Origin of the sequence: Streptomyces sp. NPDC058295 (genome assembly GCF_042880655.1) — a bacterium.
Classification (GTDB): domain Bacteria; phylum Actinomycetota; class Actinomycetes; order Streptomycetales; family Streptomycetaceae; genus Streptomyces; species Streptomyces coriariae.
Window position 1 is genome coordinate 159,123 of sequence record NZ_JBHVYO010000002.1, and the last position, 18,792, is coordinate 177,914.

Here is an 18,792-nt window from a genome sequence, read left to right on the forward strand (position 1 = left end):
CCCGGCCGCACCCGAGCTGCCCACCGCCGCCCGGTTGTCGTCCGCCCTGCTGACGACGGGCCAGCTCCCCGCCGGACATGTGCGGACCGACCTGCGGAACGATCCAGGAGACCCTGGTCCTGGTCCTGGTGGTCGTGGGCAAGATCCTGGTCGTCCTCGGCGAGGCGGGCAGCCCCACGGCGCCCTCCCGCTCCCGCACCCTGTCCTTGGCCCGCACGGCGGCGTCACGCATGCCCTGACGAAGCCGCCCGTGCGTCGGGGATCGACCGGACGCGGGAGTGATCCGCTCCGGCGCCGGGCGGAGCCTCGGCCCGGTCAGGTACCGTCCGGGGCCGTCAGCAGGGTCAGATGGGCGAGGTCGCCGGGTGGTGGCGTCGTGAACGACCACAGCGGGGCGGGGGAACCGTCCGCGACCGCGGCCGGGGCGTCGGTCAGGTTCATCCGCTCGCGCAGTCGGCCGTAGAAGTCCATCGGGCCCAGCCGGACGGCCCGCAGGCGGCGCGGGGCGGCGTACACGCCGATCCAGTCCCCCGGGTCGAGCACACCGCGCAACTGGCCGTCGATGCTGACCGCGGCCGTCCCCGAACGTTCCAGCAGGCGCAGCCCGACGGGCTCGTCGGGGGCTGTGACGACGGAGCGGTCGAAGGTCATGTGCGGAGCGACCGGTGTGAAGACGAGGGCCTCCGCCCGGGGCGAGACGACGGGCCCGCCGGCGGCGAAGCTGTAGGCGGTGGAGCCGGTCGGCGTGGCGACGAGCAGCGCGTCGGCCGAGTAGGAGGCCAGCAGCCGCCCGGAGACGTAGACCCCGACCGACACCTGGCGGTCCCTGACCAGCTTCTCCACCACGATGTCGTTGAGCGCGGTGACGTCCAGCGGGATGCCCCAGTCCTTGTCGACCTCGCAGTCGGGCCGCACCTGCGGAGGCGGCAGGAGCGGCCCGCGGCCGTACTCGATGAGCGATTCCATGCCCGCCGGCACCTCCAGCCGGCGCGAGGCGCGCAGGGCCAGCAGCATGCGGCTGTCGACCTCGAACCGGCCCTCCCGCACCGCGTCCAGAGCCGAGCGCACCGCGGCCGCCGACACTTCCGTCAGAAAGCCCACCCGGCCCAGGTCGACCCCCAGGACCAGGGCGTCGTTCGCGGCGGCCAGCCGGGCACCGCGCAGGAAGGTGCCGTCGCCGCCCAGGGTCACCACGAGGTCGGGGTGGCCCGCGGCCTCGACCTCCTCACGGGCGCCGCGCCGGCCGCCGTCGTCCCACACGTCGATGTCCGCGCAGCGCACGGCGTGTTGCGCGCACCACGCGCGGACGACGCCCGCCACCGCCACGGCCTCCGGACGTCCGCCGTGCACGACCAGGCCCAGCCGGTTCACTGTCACATCCGCCTCCGGACGGTCTCGGTCACCAGGTGGTGGCGGCGGTGCGCGGCACGCCCCGGTGTCGCCCCTACGACCTCGTTCTCCTCGATGGTGGGGCAGCCGAACCGGCCTTGTCGCCTCCGTGCCAGCCATTCGGCCCTCGGCCGCCGGGCACCGATGGTGCTGCGCCCGGCCGGCCGATGTGCCGCCAGCCCATGTGCCGCCAGCCCATGTGCCGCCAGCCCATGTGCCCTCAGCCCATGTTCCGTCAGCCGGTGGGCATCAGGACGGTGTCGATGATGTACACGTCGGCGTTGGCGGTCCTGACGTTGCCGCAGACCACCTTGGCGGAGTCGTTGACGGTGTAGGACTCGCCCGAGCCCGAGGTGGTCAGCCTGGACTTCTCCAGCGTGTCGAAGGAGCCGTTCTCCAGGTCCTTCGGGGCGAGCTTCCGGCCCACCACGTGGTAGGTGAGAATCTTCGTCAGCTGGGCCTTGTCGTTGAGGACCTTGTCCAGGGTGGCCTTGGGGATCTTGGCGAAGGCGTCGTTGGTCGGGGCGAACACGGTGATGTTCTGGGCGTTGTTGAGGGTGTCGACCAGCCCGGCCTTCTTCACCGCGGTCACCAGCGTGGACAGGGCGGGGTTGTTGGACGCCGCGGTGGCCACCGGGTCCTGGGCCATCCCGTCGAACGAGCCGGCGCCGCTCGCGGGCACCGACGAACAGGCCGGACCGAACGGCTGGTCCGCCGTGGCGGTGCTGCCGGCGCCGGCCATGCCGTCGTCGGAGGCGGTCCCCGACGCGGAGGTCTTACCGGAGGAGTCCGCGCTGCTCGTATCGCTGCCGTTGTCGGAGCAGGCGCTCAGCGCGAGCGGCAGAAGGGCGGCAGCGGCCATGGTCATGGCGGCACGGCGGATACGGGTGTTCATGGTGTTCTCCTGTGGGTTGGCGCAGCGAGCGCTGCGTTGCGTTCATAGGTGGGGGGAAAGGTGGTTCGGGTGGGCCGGTCGGGGGTCAGTCGACGGTGACCACGACGGAGTGCCGGCCGCTGGCGCCGTCGGGCACCGTGCGGGCGCGTTCCGCGGTCTGTACCGCGCCGGTGCGGTCGGTGGCGCGCACGGTGAGGGTGTGGCCGCCCTTGGTCGCCTGCCAGGGGAAGGACCACTGGCGCCAGGTGTCGCGGGAGTCCTCGGCCGCGAGGCGGGCCTGCTGCCAGGGGCCGTCGTCGACGCGGACCTCGACCCGGTCGATACCGCGGTGCTGGGCCCAGGCGACCCCGGCGACCATGACGGTGCCGGTCCTGGGGCGGGCGAAGGGCTTGGGGGTGTCGATGCGCGACTGGGTCTTGATCGGCGCCCTGCGGGCCCAGTCGCGTTTCACCCAGTAGGGGTCGTAGGCGTCGAACGTGGTGAGCTCGATGTCCTCGATCCACTTGCAGGCGGAGACATAACCGTAGAGGCCGGGCACCACCATGCGGACCGGGAAGCCGTGCGCGAAGGGCAGCGGTTCGCCGTTCATCCCGACGGCGAGCAGCGCGTCGCGGCCGTCCATCACGTCCTCGACCGGGCTGCCGATCGTCATGCCGTCCACCGACCGGGCCACCAGCTGATCGGCGGGTCCTCCCCCGGAGGGAGGCCGGACCCCGCACTCGGCCAGCAGATCGGCCAGGCGTACGCCGGTCCAGCCGGCGTTGCCCACGTACGGGCCGCCGACCTCGTTCGAGACGCAGGTGAGCGTGATGTCACGCTCGATCAGCTCGCGCCGCAACAGGTCGTCGAAGGTCAACGTGACCGGGCGGGCGACGCCTCGGCCGTGGATGCGCAGCCGCCAGGCGGTCGCGTCCACCTTGGGCACCACCAGGGCGGTGTCCACCCGGTAGAAGTCCTGGTTCGGCGTCGTGAAGGGGCTGACCCCGGGAAGCCGCAACCGCGCGCCTTTCGGCACTGCGGGGGCGGGCGAGCCCGGGGCGGGCAGTACCAGGTCCGCGCGGGAGGCGACCGCGTCACGGCCGCTCGACCCGTTCAGTACCCGGCCGAGCGCCCCGGCCCCGGCGGACGCGACCGCGGCCGCGCTCGCCGCGAGCACGAACCCCCGCCGGTCCCACCCCGGTCGCGGGGATGCCTCGCCCTCCGTGCCGCCCGCCCCGCCCGGTGCCGACTCACGGAACTCGAGACGGCCGGCCAGAAAGTACAGGAGAACGGCTCCGGCGACCGCGCCCGCGGCAGAGGGCGGCGCGTCGGTGAGCCCCGTGGAATCCGGCCGGCCGATCGCCGCCACCGCGCCCACGGCACCGAAGAGAAGAACTCCGGCGGATCCGCTCCGCCGGTGTCGCAGCGCGAGAACGCCCAAGGCGAGGGCGAACAGAGCGAGTACGGCAAGGATCCCGAGCTGGAGGACGAGTTTGTCGTCGGTGCCGAAATTCCGGATCGCCCAGGATTTCACGGCTGTGGGCGTCCGGTCGATCGCCGCACCGCCGACCGCGATCACCGGACCGGCCTGCGGACGCACCCACCCCGCCACCAGTTCGGCGACGGCGAGCGCCGCGCATCCCGCGAGGACGCCACTGAGCGCGCCGAGCGCCGGCCGCAGCCGACCGCCGGGATCTCGCCTTTTCTTCTCGTCGTCCGTCACATGGGGAATCCGGGTCTGAACGCGGCCCGGATTGGTCGCTCACCCGATCGAAGGAATTCTCTTTCCGGACCAATCCGCAGGCGCTTTCGCAACGGATGGACCCAATACCCGTAAGCGGCACGTTTTTCGGGGGGACGGAACGTCGTCGAAGGGAGCGGAGCCGATGGGAGCGGAGCCGATGGGGGCCGTCGCCGACGCCGGCCACCGAGTCATCGGACCGTCGGCCCGAAGGCCTGGCCCGCCGATCGGTTCGACGCCGCTTCAGGACCGTACGGCGGGCGGATGGTGCAGGCGCGTTGTGAGGGTGGCGGCGAAGTCCTCGGCGCGAGCCAGCTGCGCGCGCAGCCTGTCGACCTGTTCCGTGGCGGCCCGCTCGTACTCGCGTACACGCTCGATGAGGGCTCGGCGCTCGTCGGGGCCGAGGCCGGTGTCGCCGTCGAGCCGGTCGGTGGCGTCGAGGAGGTCACGCATCTGGTCGAGGGTGAAGCCGAGGGCCTTCATACGGCGGACCACCATGAGCCGTTGCACGTCGGCCTCGGTGTAGAGGCGAAAGCCGCCCTGGGAGCGTGCCGAGGGGGTGACGAGACCCGCCTGCTCGTAGTGCCGGATGGTGCGCAGGGACAGCTCCGTCCGCGCGGCGACCTCGCCGATCCGCATGTGCCTGTCGTCCACGCCCGTGGCCCTGGCCCTTCTCGTCCGGCGGCGCCGCTCGTACGACCCCGCCGATCCCTACCCTGACGTCAGGGTAGGGATTCCGGTCGCGGAGGCGGACCGTGCCGCGCCGGGGCCGATGGCACCCCTGACGAAGTTCCGCTACTTGCACGAGTGAGCGCGCGCGAGCCGAGAGCGTACAGAGCCATTCACCGGGCGATCCGTGTCTGGCGGTCCAGCCTCGTCGAGCGGGCTCGACAGGGCGTGTACGCAACGCCCTTGCCCGCCCCGCCCGCCCCGAGGCGGGACGGGCGAAGCGTGGCGTGGCGCGTGTCTATGCCGCGCCTTCGAGGATGGCCTCGTCGTCGAAGAAGGCCTCGTCATCGAGGAAGGCCTCGTCATCCATCATCGCGGCGCCGAACCCACCGAGGAGCTCCTCCATGTCCAGCTCGGTGGCGCCGGCCGGGGCCGTGGGCTTCTGCCCCTCGCTCATCCGCACCACCAGCCCCAGCTTCTTCACCTTCGCGTTCTCGGCCAGCTTGGCGAGATCGACGGAGACCTCGGTCAACTCGCCGTTCTTGAGGGTGAAGTCCGCCGATACCTTGGCGTTCGGGGCGTCCTTGAGGTCCTCGTCCGTGGGGAGTTCCACGCCCGGCGGCAAGTTCTTCGCGAGCGGACGGATCTCGCCGAGGAACTCCGTGATCAGCGTACGGAACGGAGCGGTGGCGGTGATGTGCTCGGAACCGTCCTCGTCACCGGCGGTCTTGAAGACGACCTCGCGGGCGATGGTCTCGCGCAGCGCCTCCAGCAGTTGCTTCTGCGCCTTGGCGTCGAGGGTGGACTCCGGCGCGGGCGTCGCACCCGGCTCCGCACCCATCTCGGCGGCGGTCTTCTCCATCTCCTTGGTGTTGATCTTCACCCACTCCCCGTCGAGCACCTTCTTGAGCCCGCCCGCCTCCGGGGGAAGGTCCTTCATCGACGGCACGGGGAAGCCCATGGCCTTGCCGAGGGCGTTCACGTCGGAGCGGATGTACGTGTAGTCGCCGATGACCCGGTACTCGGTGAGGTCGCCGTCCTCGGTGCTGATCTTCATCGCCATGCCGACGTAGTCCTTCTCCCCGGACTCCCCGATCGGCTTCTTCGACTGCACCGTGACACTGACCTTCGCGCCACTCAACAGATCGGCGACCTCGTCGGGCAACTCCTCACCGGGCTCCGGATCCATCGAGGCGTCCAGCGCCCTCAGGCTCTGGGCATCCGTGTCCAGTCCGAGCTCGAAAGAGATCGACTTCTCGCTCGCGAGCCTCTCGAAGGCCTCGTCGAGCTTCTTCCCGGCGGTGAGCTGCTCCACGGTGCCGCAGGCGGCCGAACCCACCAGGACGGCGCCGACAACTGCGGTGGCAGTCAAGGTCTTTCGTATGGCGGTGATGATGGTCTCCTCGTCAGTGCGATCACGACGTGATCACCGACGAAGACCCGCGACATCGACAAAGGGTTGTACCCGCGCGAGCGACGCGGACCGGGCGGGCGCCTGCCTCTCACCGCTCGACGCCCGATGCGACAAGCACCCCTGACCGGGGCACGGCCGACGGGCACTCAGGCCGCCGTCTGAACCCATGAGAGCCGGTAACTCCCGCTCTCGTAAGGAGAGTCGTCCGGCCGAGCAAAGCCGCATCGCAGGTGGGGGTGCCCAACCCACCTGCCGAGCGCGCTCGTGGGCGTCCGGAGCCCACCGGGACGCTTCCCCGCGGTGTGGCGGGTCACGGCCGGGCCGGTGGCAGCGCGGGACTCCACTGCGGCTTCGTGCCTGGGGTCGCTGCGGGGCCTTCCCGCTCGGATCGGCGGCGCGCGGCTCAGCGCCCGGCCGGGCCGGGTGTGACGGCTTGGGGGAAGGTGAACAGTTGCTCGGGATCACAGGCCGCCTTGACGCGCTGCATCCTCGGGTAGTTCTCGCCGTGGTAGGCCACCGCCCAGTCGGTGAGTTCGGGGTACTGCACGACGCCGACGGCAGCCCGGTGCGGGAAGGCGGTGGCACCGCAGGGCCGGTCGTCGACCGCGCCGCCGAGGGCGTCGATGAGGAGGCCGCTGGCCCCGCGGTCGTGATCCGGGCCTGGACGGCATGGAACGCCGATCCGACGACACCGCGAGGCGTCGCCGGCGCGCGGCCGACACGACCTCGCCCGGGTGGGTCAGTGGCGGCCGCCCCGGCGGTGGCCCCAGGAGTAGTCGTCGACGGTGCGGCCTCGGTTGTCGCGCAGGGTGACGGTGTCGCGGTCGTCGTCCCACACGTAGGTGCGGCGGTTCTGGTAGCGGTCGCCGTGGGTGTCGCGTCCCTTTCCGGTGTGGACGCGGACCGTGGACTGTGGGGCCAGGCGGTAGTGGTGGAAGGTGTAGGTGTGGCCGTCCTCGTCGCTCAGGGTCCAGCCGTCCAGGCTGATCGCGTGGCGGGTGGGATTGGTCAGCTGCGCCCGCTCCCTGTTCAGCGAGCGGTTGGAGTGGTCCTCGCGTCCCGTGGAGCCGTGCTGGACGGCCGAGATCTCGACCTGCGCCCGGTGCGGGCGGGCGTGATCGGCCGCCGTGGCCGGCAGCGCCGCCACCGAGACCAGAGCGCCGGCCACGAGCGCGGCAGCGGCCAGACGGCGAGCGGTGAATGAAGCGGAAGCGGACAAGAAGTCCCCCTGACGGTGCGGGCACCTGCCCCCACCCGGCAGCCGTCACGGCTGGCGCGGGGGCTGGTGCGGTGTGCGGTGGCGGCCGGACGGCCGCGCCCCACAGCCTGTCCACCGCGGAGGGGAATTGAGCGGAAACACAGCCTGCGTTACCTGTTGCCCATATCGCTGTGACGCTCAGCTGTATCGTCCACGTATGCGGCTTCTGCACGATGTTGACGAACCGCCAGGCAGGACACCCGGGTGAACGCAGGCCGGGAACCTGCCCTCACCCGGCCGCGCCGTGGCGGATCGGCCCAGGCCATCACCCAAAAGTGAGTAACAGCGCGTGGCTCTTGGTGACGGAGGAGACCTTGGTGACGCGGACCGGTCCCCACGTGGATCCGGGCACGGAACTCAGAACATGGTGTTGTCGTTGGCGCTCTTCTCGGGCACCTCCTGGATCACGTCCCAGTGCTCGACGATCCTGCCGTCGGCAACCCGCCAGAAATCCGCGACGGCCATGCCCCGGTCGCCGGGCTTGAGATGCAGGTTGCTGTGGGTGACGACCAAGTCCCCTTCGGCGACGGTCCGCTTGATGTCCAGGCGCAGGTCGGGGAACTGCCCGCGCAGCCAGTGGACGTAGCCGACGAACGCCTGCGGACTGTCCTGCGCCTCCGGATTGTGCTGGATGCAGCTCTCGCCGAGATGCGCGGCGGCAGCCTTTTCCGGCTGGTAGTCGTTGAACGCCTGCTCGTAGAACGCGATGACGAGCGCCTTGTTGTCCACAGCGGACACGGGCTTCTCCTGTCTTCGGATGCCGGCTGGTGCGTCTAGACGCTCATGGCGTCACGTACGAGCGCGGTGTCGACGAACTGCTCGAAGCGGACGATCAGGCCGCCGCGTACGACGAAGTGGTGGGCGACACGGACGTCGATCGGCTTGCCGGTGGCCTTGTTGACGGCCGTGTAGCGGGCCAGGACGACGACGTTCTCGCCGTCGACGACGTAGGTGTCGTCGTGGGCGGCCCAGCCGTCCCAGTCCTGGCCGAGCTTCTCCATGACGTTGGAGGTGACGCCGTCGGGGGTGCGGTAGGTGCCTGCGAGGGGGAAGCCGGCCATCTCCGTCCACTCCACGTCGGGGGCGAGGGTGGCGCGCAGGGCGTCGAGGTCACCGGCGGCGGAGGCGAGGTACTGGCGGCGTACGACGTCGGCGGGCGCCGTGGAGGCGGCGAAGTCGGTGTCGGCCATGGTCAGCCCCACTTCATTTCGCCCTTGGCGACCTTCGCGCCGATCTGCGCGGCGATCAGCATGCCGTTGTCCGGGTACCGGGCCACGAGCGCCTCGGTCAGCGCGGCACCGTCGGCGGCCTTGTCCAGTTCCTCCTCGAAGGCGAGGAGGTACCCGCGCGTGGCGGAGATGGCGGTCGCGTCGGCCGCGGTGTCGGGCAGACGGTGGCCGGGGACGACCAACTCCGGTTCCAGTGCGGCCATTTCGTCCAGCAGGTCGATCCAGGCCGCGCGGTCGCCGGGGGTGGGGGTGTCGGCGACCCACACGTGCTCCTGCTGGAAGAGCAGGACACCGCCGAGGAGGGCGCGGGACTCGGCCTGCCACAGGTAGTGGCGGTCGGGCAGGCCGGCCGGGCCGCCCCTGAGCTCGAAGCGGTGGCCCTCCAGGGTCAGGTCGCCGGTCAAGGGGGTGAGGTCGACCAGGCGGGTGGGCAGGTTGGGGCCGAGCGCGGCCCAGGCCTTGAGCTTGCCCTCGTAGGAGTGCTGGATGTGCTCGATGACGATCGGGGTGGCGACGAAGACGGCGTCGGGGAAGGCGTCGGCGAGTACCTCGGCGCCGAAGTAGAAGTCCGGGTCCGCGTGGCTCACGAAGACCGTGGTCAGCTTTTTGCCGGAGTCGAGGACGGCGGCGGCCAGGCGGTGGCCGTCGGCGCGGGTGAAGGCTGCGTCCACCAGCAACGCGTCCGTCTCGCCGGTGACGAGAGTGGCGGTCTTGTTCTTGCTGCCTGCCGGGAAGTCCAGGTCGAGAATCTTGAAGGAGAGGGTGCTCATGGATGACTCCTTGCGGGGAGGGGGTGGGGACGGGGGAAGTTCAGCGGGTGCGAAGCGTCGCCAGCCGTCGGTCGATCTCGTCGGCGGTGGCGTGACCGTGGGCCAACGAGATGACGGAGTCTCCGTCGACGGCCAGCAGGGTGGGGAAGCCCGTGACGCCCAGTTCCGCCGCGCGGTGGAAGTCGTCCGCCGCCGTATATGGCGCCTCGGGACCTTCGAAAGCGGCGACCACGGCGTCTGCGTCCAGTCCGGCCGCCTCCGCGGTCTTCCGGTAGGTGGCCGCCTCCGACAGGCTGCGCCCGTCGACGTAGAAGGCGTACTGGAGGGCCGCGGCGAGTTCCGCCGCGTGCTCGGGTGCCACCTGACGCAGGGCCGCGACACCGCGGGCGGCGGCCTCGGAGTCCATCACGAACGTGCCGTCGGCGATCAGCCGCTCGTAGCCCTCGCCGAACTCGGCGCCCGTCAGCTCCGCGATCCGGGCGTTCGCCCCCTGGACGTAGCCGAACTCACGGATCGGCACCCGGCGCGGCCCGGTGAACAGGCCCCCGGAGATCACCTCGACCGGCAGGTCCGGGTGACGGGAGATGATCTCGCGCAGAGTTCCGGAGAACCCGTGCGACCAGCCGCAGTAGGCGTCGAAGACATAGGCGAGCTTCATGAGGGACCTCGGCAGGGTGGGGCGCTCGCCTTCTGCGAGCGATTCACCTGACCAAACAGTAACTGACACCTCAGATATTTCTTGATTACTGTGACCCGGGCCACACCGGGGTGGCTGACGTATGACCTCGACGTTGCTGGCGGACCGCAGGTCAGGGCAGCCGGGGCAGCACGTCCCGGGCCGAGTGGCTGAGGATGCGGAGGTCCTCCGCGAATCGCGCGCGGTCCGCAGCGGGGAGAGGCTCCACGAAGTGCCGCTGGATGTTCTCGAGATGGACCCGCGACGCGCGTACGGCCGTCTCCTCACCCAGCGGTGTCAGGCGCACCAGCCGCCCGCGCCGGTCATCGGGATCCTCCTTACGCTCGACCAGTCCCGCCGCCTCCATCCGGTCCACCAGCCGGGTGGCGCCGCCCGTGGTCAGGACCTGCTCCTGAGCGACGGCCCGCATGGACAGCCCGGGCTCGTCCGCCCGCCCGAGAATCAGCAGGACCTCGAAGACCAGATGGCTGATCCCGCACTCTTCCTCGAGCGCCCGGCCCAGGATGTATTCCAGTCGGTTGGCCGCCCCTTGCAGCCGTCCGAACGCCAGAATGAGCCCATGGTCGGCGGCCTCCTTCGCCGTCCTGATCTCCGCTTCCTCACCCACGACCGCGCCGCCCCCTCTGTTCCGTCCCAGTATCAGCGTACCGATCATGCGGGGGACGGGCAGGGAAGGATCCGGTGGGGCAGCCGGGCGACAGCAAACCCCGACCAGCGGGCTGATCAGGGGGTTCACCGCATCCATCGGTCCGTACGCAAGGCCCTTCGCGGCGTCCCTGCACATTTCCACGGCGTCGTCCTGACCTCCGACGCCGCCCCGCACCACCCCATGCGATCACGGCTGCAGGCAAGGGCAGCCAGGACCTTGCGCCGCGCCGCCCACCCTCAGCCGTGACACGCAGAATCACGTGCGGGCCGGCCTCGCGCCGCCCTTCTCCAACGTCGCCGTACCAGCTGATCAGCAGCTCACACGGCCTGCGGTCCCGCCGTTGCTCCTCCCGACCGCTGCCCGCCGACGACGGGGAGCGCAGCCATGTCGTGTACCCGCGCTGTCGGTCTGTACAGATCCGCGACCGTAGGCATGACGCGTCACCTCACTGCGCTCACCAGGGACTTTCGAAGGACTCTTCCGTGACACGGAAGCCGTGTTGCGCCCCCGTGCAGCCCGTCACGACGATGTCGCCACGACCCAACGACGGGAGCCCGACGCCATGCCGCACACCACCGCATTCGCCAGGAACCAGTGGTACGTCGCCGCCTACAGCACCGAGGTCGGGCGCGAGGAGTTGCTCGGCCGGACGATTCTGGGTGAGCCGCTCGTCTTCTACCGGACCGAGGAGGACGGGACGCCCGTCGCGCTGCACGACCGCTGCGTGCACCGCCGGTTCCCGCTGTCGGAGAGCCGGCTGGACGGCGACCGCATCGTGTGCGGCTATCACGGCTTCACGTACGACACGACCGGCGCCTGTGTGTACGTGCCGGGGCAGAAACGCATCCCGCGCACCGCCCGGGTCACCGCCTACCCGGTCGTCGAGCAGGACTCGCTGGTCTGGGTGTGGATCGGCGACCCGTCGCTCGCCGACCCGCAGACGATCCCGCGCGCCCGGCACCTCGACGCCCCCGGCTGGACCACCGTCCAGGGCATGGAGCCCATCGACGCGGACTACGGGCTGCTCGTCGACAACCTCCTCGACCTCTCCCACGAGACGTATCTGCACGGCGGCTACATCGGCACCCCCGAGGTCGCCGAGACGCCGATCACCACCGAGGTCGACGAGGGCGCGGGGATCGTGCGGGTGAGCCGGCACATGGACGACGCCGAGTGCCCGCCGTTCTACGCCCGTTCGACCGGCATCGAGGGCCGGATCACCCGCTGGCAGGACATCGAGTACCACGCGCCCTGTCTGTACCTGCTGCACAGCCGTATCGCGCCGGTGGGTGTCCTGCCCGAGGCGGACGGCAGCGACCCGAACGGCTTCCACACCGAGATCACCTACGCGATCACGCCGTCCGCCGACGGCAAGGTGTACGACTTCTGGATGGTCTCGCGGGACTGGGCGACGGACGACGAGGAGGTCACCGAGTTCCTGCGGGGCAACAACCACACGGTGGTCATGCAGGACGTCGACGCGCTCAACCTCCTGCAGCGGACGCTCGGTTCGGAACGCACCGGCTACCAGGAGCTGAGCATCAACATCGACACCGGTGGCCTGGCCGCGCGCCGCATCCTCGCCCGGCTGGTGGAGGAGGGCGACAAGCCCGTGGAGAAGGTCCTGTGAGCACCGGCCCCACCGGCGAGATCTACCGCGTCGACTGGCTGCCGGGCACCGATGTGCTGCACGGCACCTGTCACTGCGGCACCGAGCACACCTCGCAGGACCCGATCGAGATGTGGGAGTGGATGCTCGGCCACCCCGAAGGACACCGGCCGCGAGGAAACGACTCATGAGCGTGTACGAAACCGAACTGGTCGTCGCGGGCCGCGAGTTCGCCGCCGAGGGCGTGCTCGCCCTCACCCTGCGCCACCCGCTGGGCGAGCCGCTCCCGGCCTGGGAGCCGGGCGCCCATGTGGACCTCGTCCTCGGCCCGGAGCTGGAGCGCCAGTACTCGCTGTGCGGCGATCCGGCCGACCGTTCCGCTTGGCGGGTCGCGGTGCTGCGCGAGCCGGCCGGACGGGGTGGATCCGCCCATGTGCACGAGCAGTTGGGGCCGGGCGACAAGGTACGGGTGCGCGGGCCGCGCAACCACTTCGCGCTGCGCCCGGCGGCCCGCTACCGCTTCGTCGCGGGCGGCATCGGGATCACCCCCATCCTGCCGATGATCGCGGCGGCCGAGGCGGCGGGCGCCGAGTGGAGCCTTCTCTACGGCGGCCGTACCCGCGGATCCATGGCGTTCGTCGGGGAGTTGGCGCGGTACGGCGACCGGGTCACCGTCGCCCCGCAGGACGAGACGGGTCTGCTCGACCTCGGTTCCGTGCTCGACGCGCTGCCCGAGGGCACCCTCGTCTACTGCTGTGGCCCGGGTCCGCTGCTGGACGCCGTGGAGGAGCGCTGCCCGGCCGACGCGCTCCGGGTCGAGCGGTTCCAGGCGCGGGAGCAACCAAGCGGTCAGGACGGCGAGTTCGAGGTCGAGCTCGCGCGCAGCGGCCGGACGGTGACCGTCGTGGCGGGAGTGTCCGTGCTGGACACCGTGCGGGCGGCGGGGGTCGAGGTCCTCTACTCCTGCACGGAGGGCACCTGCGGCACCTGTGAGACCGATGTGCTCAAGGGCACGCCGGAGCACCGGGACTCGGTCCTCAGTCCGCAGGAGCGGGAGGCCGGGGAGACGATGATGATCTGCGTGTCCCGGTGCCGGGGGAGGAAACTCGTCCTGGATCTGTGACCCCGGGGGCGGCGGCACGTGCCGTCGGGCCGGTGACCCGCAGGTCGGCCTCGATCCGTGCCACGGCCGCCGGCAGCGGTGGCAGCAGATCCCGGCGGACCGCCGCCACCGAGGTGCGGCCGGCGTGGACGGCTATGTTCACGCCGGCCACCACCGTGCCGTCCCGGCCGCGCACCGGGGCGCCCACCGACCGCAGCCCCTCCTCCAGTTCCTGGTCGACGAGTGCGTACCCCTGGCGCCGTACCCGTGCCAGTTCCGCCCGCAGATCCTTGGGCGCGACCAGCGTCCGTGCGGTGAGCGGGCGCAGCTGCGCCCGCTCCAGGCGGAGTTCGAGTTCGTCGTCCGGCAGGGCGGCCAGCATCACCCGGCCCACCGAGGTGACGTGCGCCGGGAAGCGGGTGCCGACGGTGATGACGGCCGCCATGATGCGGGTGGCCGGCACCCGGGCGACATAGACGATGTCGTCGCCGTCCAGGACGCACAGCGACGAGGATTCCTTCACCTGTGCGACGAGGTGTTCCAGATGCGGCTCGGCGACCTGCGGGAGCGTGAGGCCGGCCAGATAGGCGTAGCCGAGTTCCAGCACCCGCGGGGTGAGCCGGAAGAGCCGGTCGTCGCTGTGCACGTATCCCAGGTCCACGAGGGTGAGCAGCAGGCGCCGGGCGGCCGCCCGCGTCAGTCCGCAGGCGCGGGCGACATCGCTGAGGGTGCGTTCGGGGTGCTCGGCGTCGAAGGAGCGGATCACCGCGAGGCCGCGCTCGAACGACCTCACGAAATGCGGTGCTCGGGTCACGGTGGACATGCCGTCCTCCCAGACTGTCAACAATTTCGTCAGCCAAACCCATTGACCCCGTCGGACAGCGGGCTCTACGTTCCCTGCACGCCAATTGAGCACTACTGTGCGGTGTGCGCACAGCCTGTCGGAACACCGTTGTCTGCACAGGAGGAGCCTTGCGTCGTCTGTTCGCCGGTCTCGCGGCCGGCACTTTCCTGCTCGCCACGGCGGCCTGTGGCTCGTCCGACGACTCCGGTACGTCCACCGGGAGTTCGTCGTCGGCAGGCACCACGACCGTCGAACTCGGACTCATCCCCATCGTCGACGTGGCACCCGTCTATCTGGGCGTGAAACAGGGTTTCTACGAGAAGCACGGCCTGAAGCTGTCGATCACCACCGCGCAGGGCGGCGCGGCGATCGTGCCCGGAGTCGTCAGCGGCCAGTTCCAGTTCGGCTTCAGCAACCTGACCTCCCTCATGGTCGCCCAGTCCAACAACGTCCCTGTGCAGGCCGTTTCGAACGGCATCGCCTCAACCGGCGTACAGGGCAAGGACTTCGGGGCGATCACGGTGAAGAAGGACAGCCCGCTCAAGTCCGCGAAGGACCTGGAGGGCAAGAAGGTCGCCATCAACACCCTGAAGAACATCAACGAGACCGCGGTGCGCGAGTCGGTGCGCAAGGCGGGCGGCGACCCGGACCGGGTGAAGTTCGTCGAGCTGGCCTTCGACCAGATGGCCGCCGCCCTGGACAGCGGGCAGATCGACGCGGCGATGGTCGTCGAACCGGCCCTGGCGACCGTCAAGAGCCAGGGCGGTGTGGAGATCGCCTCGCCGCTGGTGGACGTGGCACCGAACCTCACCGTCGCCATGTACTTCACCTCCACGCAGTACGCGCAGAAGAACCCGGACGTGGTGAAGAAGTTCCAGGAGGCCACCGCGGAGTCCCTCGCCTACGCCGACGCGCACCCGGACGAGGTCCGGCAGATCGTCACCACCTACACCAAGATCCCGACGTCGGTGCTGGCCCAGGTGACACTGCCCAAGTGGCCCGCCGAGGCGAACCGTTCGTCGATCGAGGCCCTGGAGAAGCTCGGCGAGCGGGACAAGCTCTTCAAGTCGACCCCGGACCTGGAGAAGCTGCTGCCGTGAGAGGCACGAACCTCGCACTCGGTACGGCCGGGCTCGCGGCCTTCCTCGCCCTGGGCGAGGCGGTGCCGCGGCTCGGGCTGGTCAAGGAGGCCTACTTCCCGCCGACCAGTCGCATCGCCGGTGCGCTGGGCGACGAACTCGCCGACTCCGCCTTCTGGGCGGCGCTCGGCGACACCCTCACCGGCTGGGCCCTCGGGCTGGCGATCGCGGTGGGTGCCGGGATCGTCGCCGGCGTGATCGTCTCGGTCGTCCCGCACCTGCGCGACGCGACGGCGTCGACCATCGAGTTCCTGCGCCCGATCCCGTCGGTCGCCCTGATCCCCCTCGCCGTGCTGCTGTACGGCACCGAACTGCGCTCGGTCCTGCTGCTGGTCGTCTACGCCTCCTTCTGGCAGATCCTGATCCAGGTCCTGTACGGCGTCCAGGACGTCGACCCGGTCGCCGAGGAGACCGCCCGCTCCTACGGTCTCGGCACCTGGGCGCGCATCCGGCACGTCCTGTGGCCGACCGCGCTGCCGTACGTCATGACCGGCGTACGGCTCGCGGCGGCCGTCGCGCTGATCCTCGTCATCACGGCCGAACTGGTCATCGGGGCGCCGGGGTTGGGTGCGCGCATCGCCGTCGCGCAGACCTCGCAGGCGGTGCCGGAGATGTACGCCCTCATCGTGGTCACCGGGGTGCTGGGACTGCTGATCAACGTGGGCGCCCGGACGGTGGAGCGGCGCGCGCTGGCCTGGCACCAGTCGGTGCGCGGGGAGGTGGCGGTGTGACCGGCACATCCCCCGTCCGGGCAAGGTCGGGCGTCTGGCGGCGCGTCCTGCTGCGGCTGCTCTTCACGCTCGCGCTGCCGGCCGTGCTGGTCACCGCGTGGTGGGTGGCGTCCGACGGCAGTACGAACGTGTACTGGCCGCCGCTGCGCACGATCCTGAAGGCCTTTCCCGACGTGTGGACGGCAGAGCGGCTGCGCGCCGATGTCCGGCCGAGCGTGCTGCGGCTGCTCGGCGGCTACGCGACGGCGGCCGTCGTCGGGGTCGCCCTGGGCACGGTCATCGGCTCCTACCGGCGGGTGCGGGCGGTGTGCGAACCGGTCCTGGAGTTCCTGCGGGCGGTGCCGCCGCCCGTGCTGGTGCCGGTCATCATGCTGTTCGCGGGCATCGGCGACACCATGAAGGTCGTCGTCATCGCGAGCGGCTGTGTGTGGCCGGTCCTGCTCAACACGGTGGAGGGCGTGCGGGCAGTGGACCCGGTGATGGCGGAGACGGCGCGGTCGTACGGCGTCTCGGGTCTCGCCCGGTTGCGCAGCGTGGTGCTGCCGTCGGCGAGCCCGCAGATCTTCGCGGGGCTGCGCCAGGCGCTGTCGATCGGCATCATCCTCATGGTCATCAGCGAGATGTTCGCCGCGAGCAACGGGCTCGGCTTCACCATCGTGCAGTTCCAACGGGGTTTCGCCATCCCCGACATGTGGACCGGAATCCTGGTGCTCGGCCTCCTGGGCTTCGTCCTGTCGGTGCTCTTCCAGGTCGTCGAGCGCCGGGTGCTCGGCTGGTACCACGGCCTGCGCGCATCCACCCGGCGGTCCCCGTGACCCTCGCGAAAGGGCGTTCCATGCACCCGCGTCTTGCAGTGTCCGGCCTGCGGAAGGTCTACGAGGGGTCCGGGCGCCGGGTCGAGGCGGTGCGCGACCTCACCTTCACCGTCGAGGCGGGTGAACTCGTGTGTCTCGTCGGCCCGTCGGGCTGCGGCAAGACGACCCTGCTGAAGTGCATGGCGGGGCTGCTCACACCGACCTCGGGCGAAGTGCTCCTGGAGGGACGGCGGGTGACCGGGCCGCCGCCGGACATGGCGTTCGTCTTCCAGGAGTACGGGCGGAGCCTCTTCCCGTGGATGCGGGTGGGCGAGAACGTCGAACTGCCGCTGAAACAGAAGGGGTTGTTCAAGGCGCGACGGCGGGAGCTGGTCGCGGACGCCCTTCGCTCGGTCGGCCTGGAGGACGCGCTCTCCGCGTACCCGTGGCAGCTGTCGGGCGGGATGCAGCAGCGGGTGGCGATCGCCCGGGCCCTCGCCTACGAGCCCCGGGTCCTGCTGATGGACGAGCCGTTCGCCGCCGTGGACGCGCAGACCCGCGCCGACCTGGAGGACCTGGTCCGGGGACTCTGGCGGGAGCGCGGGATCACCATCCTGTTCGTCACGCACGACATCGACGAGGCCGTCTACCTCGGCGAGCGGGTCCTCGTCCTGTCCGCCTCACCGACGGTCGTCCAGGAACAGCTGAAGGTCGATCTCCCGGCGGAGCGCGACCAGTTGCACACACGGGTGGCCCCGCGCTTCGCGGAACTGCGGACCCATGTGTACGAGCAGATCCAGGTGGCGAAGCGGGGCACCCGGGTGGACCGCCTCACGAAGTCGGACGCTCATCCGCCGCACTGAACGCGCACGCGGTAGCGCGCACGCTGCCACGCGCACGCGGTGCCGACCAGGGCGCCGCCGGCGACCTGAACGCCGACGGTGCCCGGTCAGGCCTCGGGGGCCGGGACCACGCTGAGGTGGCTCGCGCCGCGGCGTGCGCCGCGTGTCCTGCGGGGGACGGGCGCCGGGCGGGTGGAGCGCAGCACCATCGTCAGCCGGGTGTACCCCATGTCGTGCAGGGTCCTGGGGGTGTCGCCGACGATGCGGCACTCCGTGGCGCCCCAGCGCGGGTCGGGGTGCAGAAGGGGCCGGACCGCCCCGTCGTGCTCGACGGCCTCCTCGCCGACCGCGCGGATCCAGTGCGGCAGCCCGTGACGGTAGGCGGCCTCCATGATCGGATCCTGGGCGATCTCGCGGCGGATCGCCTGCAGCCCGTGGTCGTGACCGTGGCGCTCCACGGCCGCGGCGAAGCGGGCGAGCATCGGCAGGCACCAGCCGGCCTCGTGGTCACCGAGAACCGAGGGGGCGTCGGGATGGAAGAGGACGAAGCGCAGGAAGTTGTCGCCGGGCAGGGCCGTCGGATGCGGGCCCACCTCCCGGAAAAGTGACGCGAAAGCGTCGTTGGAGAGAACGACGTCCCAGCGGTGGTCGAGGACGACGGACGGAAAGGGGACGGCCTCCAGGTACGTGGCGTAGTCGTGCAGGTACGCCTGGGCCTCGAGACTCTCGGGGACGGGCCGCGGTACGGACCGCTGCCCTCCTGCCTGATATGCCATCGGGAGGTCACCCCTCTTGCCTATGCGGCCTTCACGCGGCGCCCCGATCCTGATGCCCCGACGCGATCGGTGTCAACTATCGTGGCATTCCGTGCTGGTTGACGGCTGAAATTGGCCACAGTTGTGGCGAGACCTGGATGTGAGTTCGAAAGACCGGCTACTCTCCACGCAGTTCACGGCGACCGTCTGTGTGGGTGATCGTGTGCCGGTGAGAGGGACGTGAGAGACCTAGGAGACCTGTCGGTGTCGGATGATGGCTTCGAGG

The 18,792-nt window shown here is 70.7% G+C and carries 22 protein-coding genes; 8 read left to right on the plus strand and 14 right to left on the minus strand.

The window, feature by feature from the left end; translation table 11 throughout:
* The first annotated feature begins 77 nt into the window (after positions 1 to 77).
* Positions 78 to 239: a hypothetical protein gene (locus tag ACFVYS_RS03070; protein ID WP_389498284.1), complete on the plus strand. Its 162-nt coding sequence runs from the start codon at positions 78 to 80 to the stop codon at positions 237 to 239.
* A 76-nt stretch (positions 240 to 315) separates the two neighbouring features.
* Here ACFVYS_RS03070 and ACFVYS_RS03075 read toward each other — a convergent pair whose 3' ends face one another.
* The 12 genes from ACFVYS_RS03075 to ACFVYS_RS03130 form a co-directional block, all read right to left on the minus strand.
* Positions 316 to 1,377, minus strand: coding sequence for an NAD(+)/NADH kinase (locus ACFVYS_RS03075; protein ID WP_389498286.1), 1,062 nt, complete (start codon positions 1,375 to 1,377; stop codon positions 316 to 318).
* Between the two features lie 247 nt (positions 1,378 to 1,624).
* A complete protein-coding gene (locus ACFVYS_RS03080) occupies positions 1,625 to 2,284 on the minus strand; it encodes a fasciclin domain-containing protein (protein ID WP_389498288.1) in 660 nt (219 codons plus the stop codon).
* Positions 2,285 to 2,369: 85 nt separating this feature from the next.
* Entirely contained in the window at positions 2,370 to 3,986 is a 1,617-nt protein-coding gene (locus ACFVYS_RS03085; RefSeq protein WP_389498290.1) for a sulfite oxidase, read from the minus strand.
* Between the two features lie 261 nt (positions 3,987 to 4,247).
* The gene (locus tag ACFVYS_RS03090) at positions 4,248 to 4,643 is read right to left on the minus strand and encodes a MerR family transcriptional regulator (protein ID WP_389498614.1); all 396 of its coding nucleotides are present in this window, start codon (positions 4,641 to 4,643) and stop codon (positions 4,248 to 4,250) included.
* 328 nt (positions 4,644 to 4,971) lie between these two features.
* The gene (locus ACFVYS_RS03095) at positions 4,972 to 6,045 is read right to left on the minus strand and encodes a hypothetical protein (protein ID WP_389498292.1); all 1,074 of its coding nucleotides are present in this window, start codon (positions 6,043 to 6,045) and stop codon (positions 4,972 to 4,974) included.
* A gap of 445 nt (positions 6,046 to 6,490) precedes the next feature.
* Complete coding sequence (locus ACFVYS_RS03100) at positions 6,491 to 6,634, minus strand: BBE domain-containing protein (protein ID WP_389498294.1); 144 nt, start codon at positions 6,632 to 6,634, stop codon at positions 6,491 to 6,493.
* A 192-nt stretch (positions 6,635 to 6,826) separates the two neighbouring features.
* Positions 6,827 to 7,306, minus strand: a complete 480-nt coding sequence (locus ACFVYS_RS03105; RefSeq protein ID WP_389498296.1) for a lamin tail domain-containing protein — start codon at positions 7,304 to 7,306, stop codon at positions 6,827 to 6,829.
* Between the two features lie 396 nt (positions 7,307 to 7,702).
* The gene (locus tag ACFVYS_RS03110) at positions 7,703 to 8,083 is read right to left on the minus strand and encodes a nuclear transport factor 2 family protein (RefSeq protein ID WP_389498298.1); all 381 of its coding nucleotides are present in this window, start codon (positions 8,081 to 8,083) and stop codon (positions 7,703 to 7,705) included.
* A 35-nt stretch (positions 8,084 to 8,118) separates the two neighbouring features.
* Positions 8,119 to 8,535 carry a nuclear transport factor 2 family protein gene (locus ACFVYS_RS03115; protein WP_389498300.1) on the minus strand — a complete coding sequence of 139 codons (417 nt, stop codon included), beginning with the start codon at positions 8,533 to 8,535 and terminating at the stop codon, positions 8,119 to 8,121.
* A gap of 2 nt (positions 8,536 to 8,537) precedes the next feature.
* On the minus strand, positions 8,538 to 9,344 hold the full coding sequence (locus ACFVYS_RS03120; protein WP_389498302.1) for an MBL fold metallo-hydrolase: 807 nt from the start codon (positions 9,342 to 9,344) through the stop codon (positions 8,538 to 8,540).
* Between the two features lie 40 nt (positions 9,345 to 9,384).
* A complete protein-coding gene (locus ACFVYS_RS03125) occupies positions 9,385 to 10,002 on the minus strand; it encodes a DsbA family protein (protein ID WP_389498304.1) in 618 nt (205 codons plus the stop codon).
* Positions 10,003 to 10,153: 151 nt separating this feature from the next.
* Positions 10,154 to 10,648: a MarR family winged helix-turn-helix transcriptional regulator gene (locus ACFVYS_RS03130; protein WP_389498305.1), complete on the minus strand. Its 495-nt coding sequence runs from the start codon at positions 10,646 to 10,648 to the stop codon at positions 10,154 to 10,156.
* A gap of 604 nt (positions 10,649 to 11,252) precedes the next feature.
* Between ACFVYS_RS03130 and ACFVYS_RS03135 the strand changes: the two genes are divergently transcribed.
* From ACFVYS_RS03135 to ACFVYS_RS03145, 3 genes are read left to right on the plus strand one after another with little or no spacing between them, the layout of a single operon-like run.
* A complete protein-coding gene (locus ACFVYS_RS03135; protein WP_389498307.1) occupies positions 11,253 to 12,320 on the plus strand; it encodes a Rieske 2Fe-2S domain-containing protein in 1,068 nt (355 codons plus the stop codon).
* Positions 12,317 to 12,490 carry a hypothetical protein gene (locus ACFVYS_RS03140; RefSeq protein WP_389498309.1) on the plus strand — a complete coding sequence of 58 codons (174 nt, stop codon included), beginning with the start codon at positions 12,317 to 12,319 and terminating at the stop codon, positions 12,488 to 12,490. The genes ACFVYS_RS03135 and ACFVYS_RS03140 overlap by 4 nt, the downstream gene beginning before the upstream one ends.
* Positions 12,487 to 13,422 (plus strand): PDR/VanB family oxidoreductase, encoded by a 936-nt coding sequence (locus ACFVYS_RS03145; RefSeq protein WP_389498311.1) that lies wholly within the window; start codon positions 12,487 to 12,489, stop codon positions 13,420 to 13,422. Before ACFVYS_RS03140 ends, ACFVYS_RS03145 begins: the two co-directional genes overlap by 4 nt.
* On the opposite strand, the gene ACFVYS_RS03150 is transcribed toward ACFVYS_RS03145, so the two are convergent.
* The gene (locus ACFVYS_RS03150; RefSeq protein ID WP_389498313.1) at positions 13,337 to 14,224 is read right to left on the minus strand and encodes an IclR family transcriptional regulator C-terminal domain-containing protein; all 888 of its coding nucleotides are present in this window, start codon (positions 14,222 to 14,224) and stop codon (positions 13,337 to 13,339) included. The genes ACFVYS_RS03145 and ACFVYS_RS03150 overlap by 86 nt on opposite strands.
* A gap of 149 nt (positions 14,225 to 14,373) precedes the next feature.
* On the opposite strand from ACFVYS_RS03150, the gene ACFVYS_RS03155 reads away from it, so the two are divergent.
* Genes ACFVYS_RS03155 through ACFVYS_RS03170 form a run of 4 tightly spaced genes read left to right on the plus strand, consistent with a single transcriptional unit; the run spans position 14,374 to position 17,772 of the window.
* On the plus strand, positions 14,374 to 15,345 hold the full coding sequence (locus ACFVYS_RS03155) for an ABC transporter substrate-binding protein (protein ID WP_389498315.1): 972 nt from the start codon (positions 14,374 to 14,376) through the stop codon (positions 15,343 to 15,345).
* Positions 15,342 to 16,115, plus strand: a complete 774-nt coding sequence (locus ACFVYS_RS03160) for an ABC transporter permease (protein WP_389498317.1) — start codon at positions 15,342 to 15,344, stop codon at positions 16,113 to 16,115. The genes ACFVYS_RS03155 and ACFVYS_RS03160 overlap by 4 nt, the downstream gene beginning before the upstream one ends.
* The gene (locus ACFVYS_RS03165) at positions 16,112 to 16,930 is read left to right on the plus strand and encodes an ABC transporter permease (RefSeq protein WP_389498319.1); all 819 of its coding nucleotides are present in this window, start codon (positions 16,112 to 16,114) and stop codon (positions 16,928 to 16,930) included. Before ACFVYS_RS03160 ends, ACFVYS_RS03165 begins: the two co-directional genes overlap by 4 nt.
* A gap of 20 nt (positions 16,931 to 16,950) precedes the next feature.
* On the plus strand, positions 16,951 to 17,772 hold the full coding sequence (locus tag ACFVYS_RS03170) for an ABC transporter ATP-binding protein (RefSeq protein WP_389498320.1): 822 nt from the start codon (positions 16,951 to 16,953) through the stop codon (positions 17,770 to 17,772).
* 86 nt (positions 17,773 to 17,858) lie between these two features.
* Here ACFVYS_RS03170 and ACFVYS_RS03175 read toward each other — a convergent pair whose 3' ends face one another.
* Complete coding sequence (locus ACFVYS_RS03175; protein ID WP_389498321.1) at positions 17,859 to 18,527, minus strand: hypothetical protein; 669 nt, start codon at positions 18,525 to 18,527, stop codon at positions 17,859 to 17,861.
* Between the last annotated feature and the right edge of the window lie 265 nt (positions 18,528 to 18,792).